This window comes from Streptomyces sp. NRRL S-350, assembly GCF_000719705.1.
GTDB lineage: Bacteria > Actinomycetota > Actinomycetes > Streptomycetales > Streptomycetaceae > Kitasatospora.
In genome coordinates, this window is sequence record NZ_JOHO01000131.1 from 1 (window position 1) to 4,574 (window position 4,574).

At 70.1% G+C, this 4,574-nt stretch carries 3 protein-coding genes; all 3 read left to right on the forward strand.

Annotated features, from left to right (window positions below; genetic code table 11):
• The first annotated feature begins 587 nt into the window (after positions 1–587).
• The 3 genes from IF30_RS48455 (at position 588) to IF30_RS0139840 (ending at position 4,570) form a co-directional block, all read left to right on the forward strand.
• Positions 588–746 (forward strand): hypothetical protein, encoded by a 159-nt coding sequence (locus tag IF30_RS48455; RefSeq protein WP_158835972.1) that lies wholly within the window; start codon positions 588–590, stop codon positions 744–746.
• Positions 747–1,901: 1,155 nt separating this feature from the next.
• Positions 1,902–2,795 carry a class I SAM-dependent methyltransferase gene (locus IF30_RS0139835; protein ID WP_030247867.1) on the forward strand — a complete coding sequence of 298 codons (894 nt, stop codon included), beginning with the start codon at positions 1,902–1,904 and terminating at the stop codon, positions 2,793–2,795.
• A gap of 71 nt (positions 2,796–2,866) precedes the next feature.
• The gene (locus IF30_RS0139840) at positions 2,867–4,570 is read left to right on the forward strand and encodes a flavin-containing monooxygenase (protein ID WP_078892064.1); all 1,704 of its coding nucleotides are present in this window, start codon (positions 2,867–2,869) and stop codon (positions 4,568–4,570) included.
• Positions 4,571–4,574: the final 4 nt, after the last annotated feature.

Below are 4,574 nucleotides of genomic sequence, written 5' to 3' on the forward strand. Positions count from 1 at the left end.
CCCGACCGCCCACCCGACCGCCCACCCGCCCGACAGCCCGCCACCCGGCAGACAGCCCGACAGCCCGGCCAACCGGCCAACCGCCACACGGCGGCAGACGGCAGACGGCCACACGGCAGACGGCAGACGGCAGACAGCCACCCGCCACACGGCAGACGGCAGACGGCAGACAGCCACCCGCCACCCGCCACCCGGCAGACGCCCCGCCAGCCACCCGCACCACCACAAGGGGCCACCCCAAGCCGGCACACCCCAACCCCACCCGGACCGCACCCACCGGCCCACCAAACACACCAAACACACCAAACCCACCAGGCCCGCCGGCCCCGCCAAGCCACCGGCTTAACAGGCCACCAGGCCACCAGGCCACCAGGCCACCAGGACCAACGTGGCGACACGGCAGGGCAGTCCACGAAAGCCAAGCGCCGACCACACACCCGGGTCCAGACCGGACACGGACGCAAACGCCGGCACACAAACGCCCCACCCGGACCGCACCCAACGGCCCACCCGAGACGCCAGCCCCGCCAAAGACGCCAGGCCACCGGCTTAACGGGCCACCAGGCCACCAGGGCCACCGTGGCGACATGGCACGGCAGTCCACGAAGACCACGCGCCGCCCCACACGCCCCGAGGCCGAACCGGCCACCCGGCGGAAGGACCGGCCACACCACCGCACCACCGCGCACCACCAGGACCACACCCAACGGCCCACCAGGAGCGCCCGGCCCACCAGGGACGCCTGACCCGCCAAGCCACCGGCTCAACAGGCCACCAGGGCGCCAGGACCAACCAGGCGACATGGCAGCGCAGTTCACGAAACCCAAGCGCCGACCGCACGCCCCGAGGCCGAACCGGCCACCGGGCCGCAAACGCCGGCCGCACCACCGCACCACCCGGACCGCACCCACCGGCCCACCCGAGACGCCCGGCCCACCAGGGACGCCAGGCCACCGGCCCAACAGGCCGCCAGGCCGCCAGGCCGCCAGGCCGCCAGGCCGCCAGGGCGCCAGGACGCCAGGACCAACCAGGCGACATGGCAGCGCAGTTCACGAAAGCCAAGCGCCGACCGCACGCCCCGGGGCCGAACCGGCCACCGGGCGCAAACGCCGGCCGCACCACCGCGTCCCACCCGGACCGCACCCACCGGCCCACCCGAGACGCCAGCCCCGCCAAGGACGTCAGGCCACCGGCTTAACGGGCCACCAGGCCACCGGCACTGGAACTCGGCGACAAAACGCCGACCCGGAACCGAAGTCCACCCCACAAAATGCACCGACCACACACCCGGCGTCAGACCGGCCACGGACGCAAACGCCGGCCACACAAACCGCCCCACCCGGACCGCACCCACCGGCCCACCCGAGACGCCAGCCCCGCCAGGGACGCCAGGCCACCGGATCATCAGGCCGCCAGGACCAACCAGGCGACGGCAGGGAAGTTCACGAAGACCAAGCGCCGACCGCACGCCCCGAGGCCGAACCGGCCACCGGGCGCAAACGCCGGCCGCACCACCGCGCACCACCCGGACCGCACCCAACGGCCCACCAGGAGCGCCAGGCCCACCAGGCCACCGGCTTAACGGGCCACCGGACCACCGGGACCAACCAGGCGACACAGCAGCGCAGTTCACGCAGACCAAGCGCCGACCGCACGACCCGGGACCGAACCGGCCACCGGGCCGCAAACGCCGGCCGCACGACCGCACCACCGCGCCCCACCCGGACCGCACCCACCGGCCCACCAGGGACGCACGCCACCGGGCGGGCCGTGCCGCCGTACCGGAGTGCCGCACCACGCGGGGCACCGGACCCCGACCCGGCCCCCCCGGCCCCGGCCCCTGGCCCCGGCCCCCCGGCCCCGGCCCACTCCCGTCACCACCACACCAAGGAGCCCACCCCATGACCACCGTCGAAGCCCGCTCCATCAACCCCGACGTCGAGGCCATCCGCCACCACTACGAAGTCCCCAACGAGCTCTACCGCCTCATCCTGGGCCCCACCATGATGTACTCCGGCGGCTACTGGGAAGACGGCGAAGACCTCGTCGCCGTCCTCGACGAAGCCCAGGAACGCAAACTCGACGCCTTCACCGACCTCGCCCACGCCGCCGGCACCGCCAACGTCCTGGACATCGGCTGCGGCTGGGGCACCATGCTCAACCGCCTCACCACCGTCCACGGCGTGCGCCACGCCGTCGGCGTCACCCTCTCCCGCACCCAGGCCGACTTCGTCGACGCCCTCGGCAACCCCCACATCGAAGCCCGCGTCGAAAGCTGGGAAGACCACCGCCTACCCGAAGGCCAGGACCCCTACGACGCCGCGTTCTGCATCAACGCCCTCGAACACTTCGTCCTGTCCTCCCTCACCCCCAAAGAACGCACCCAGCGCTACCGCGTCTTCTTCAAGCAGGTCCACTCCCTCCTCAAGCCCGGCGCCCGCTTCGTCCTCCACACCATGACCGTCGAAAACCCCCCACTGCGCCGCCAACTCCTCGACGACCTCAAATTCCTCCAGCGCGAAGAATTCGAAGGCTGCCACATCCCCCGCCTCCCCGAACTCGCCACCGGCCTCGACGGCCTCTTCGAAGTCACCGAAATCCGCAACGAACCCGAATCCTTCGCCCGCGCCTGCCGCGCCTGGCTCCAACTCCTCGCCACCCGCCGCGACGAAGCCGTCACCATGACCGACGAAACCACCGTCGCCCGCTTCGAACGCTACCTCGACATCTTCGCCTACACCCTCGAAGACCACATCTTCAACAACTTCCGCGTCACCCTCACCCGCCGCACCTGACCACCCGGCACGAGGACACCTCCCACACCACAGAGGCCACCTCCCACACCACACACGAGGACACCGACGCCATGACCACCACCCCCCACCACACCACCACCGGCACCGGCACCGGCACCGGCACCGGCACCGGCACAGCCCCCGCCAGCAACACAGCCAGCGGCACCGCCACCGCCCCCGCCAGCAGCACAGCCGGCGGCACCACCACCACCGACACCGGTACCGGCACCACCCCCGACGCCCCCACCCCCGGCACCACCACCGCCCCCGGCACCACCCCCGCCGGCGCCGGCGACCTCGCCGTACGCCACCTCAAAATCGCCGTCATCGGCGCCGGCATCTCCGGCCTCGGCACCGCCATCGCCCTCCTACGCGCCGGCGAGAACGACTTCCTCGTCTTCGAACGCGCCCACGACCTCGGCGGCACCTGGCGCGACAACACCTACCCCGGCTGCGCCTGCGACGTCCAAGCCCACCTCTACTCCTACTCCTTCGCCCGCAACCCCGACTGGAAATCCACCTTCGCCACCCAAGCCGAAGTCCACACCTACCTCAAGAACTGCGCCACCCGCTACGGCGTCGACCCCCACCTACGCTACGACCACGAACTCCTCGAAGCCCGCTGGGACGACACCCACCACCACTGGAAACTCCACACCACCCACGGCCACTACACCGCCCAGATCCTCATCACCGGCACCGGCTACCTCTCCGACCCCGCCATCCCCGACATCCCCGGCCTCGACACCTTCACCGGCACCGTCTTCCACTCCTCCCAATGGCGCCACGACCACGACCTCACCGGCCGCAACGTCGCCGTCATCGGCACCGGCGCCTCCGCCATCCAGTTCGTCCCCCACATCCAACCCCACGTCAACCGCCTCGACCTCTACCAACGCACACCCCCCTGGGTCGCCCCCAAACCCGACAAACCCAACACCCCCCGCCACACCTGGATGCTCCGCCACCTCCCCGGCTACCAGAAATTCCGCCGCACCTTCAACAAAAACGGCCGCGAAATCATCGCCTTCTTCCTCTCCCGCCCCACCCGCACCACCGGCATCAAAAACATGGCCACCCGCCACCTCACCCAATCCGTCAAAGACCCCGCCCTCCGCCAACGCCTCACCCCCGACTACACCATCGGCTGCAAACGCCTCCTCTTCTCCAACACCTGGTACCCCGCCATCCAACAACCCAACGTCAACATCATCACCAACACCATCACCACCATCACCCCCACCCACATCACCACCAACGACGGCACCCACCACCCCACCGACACCATCATCCTCGCCACCGGCTTCACCGCCACCGACCGCCCCATCGCCCACCGCATCCACGGACGCCACGGCCACACCCTCGCCACCACCTGGAACACCACCGGCATGACCGCCCACCGCGGCACCACCATCCACGGCTTCCCCAACCTCTTCATGATCCTCGGCCCCAACACCACCCTCGGCCACTCCTCCCAAACCGTCATGATCGAAGCCCAAATCACCTACATCCTCCACGCCCTCAAAACCCTCCACACCCACCACCTCACCACCCTCGAACCCCGCCAACACGCCCAAAACACCTACAACAAAACCCTCCAACACCACCTCAAAAACACCGTCTGGAACACCGGCGGCTGCCACAGCTGGTACACCGACAACCACCACAACAACCCCACCATCTGGCCCACCTACACCTGGCGCTACCAACACCAAACCCGCCACCTCGACCTCCCCAACTACCACACCACCACCCACACCACCCACACCCCCTAACACC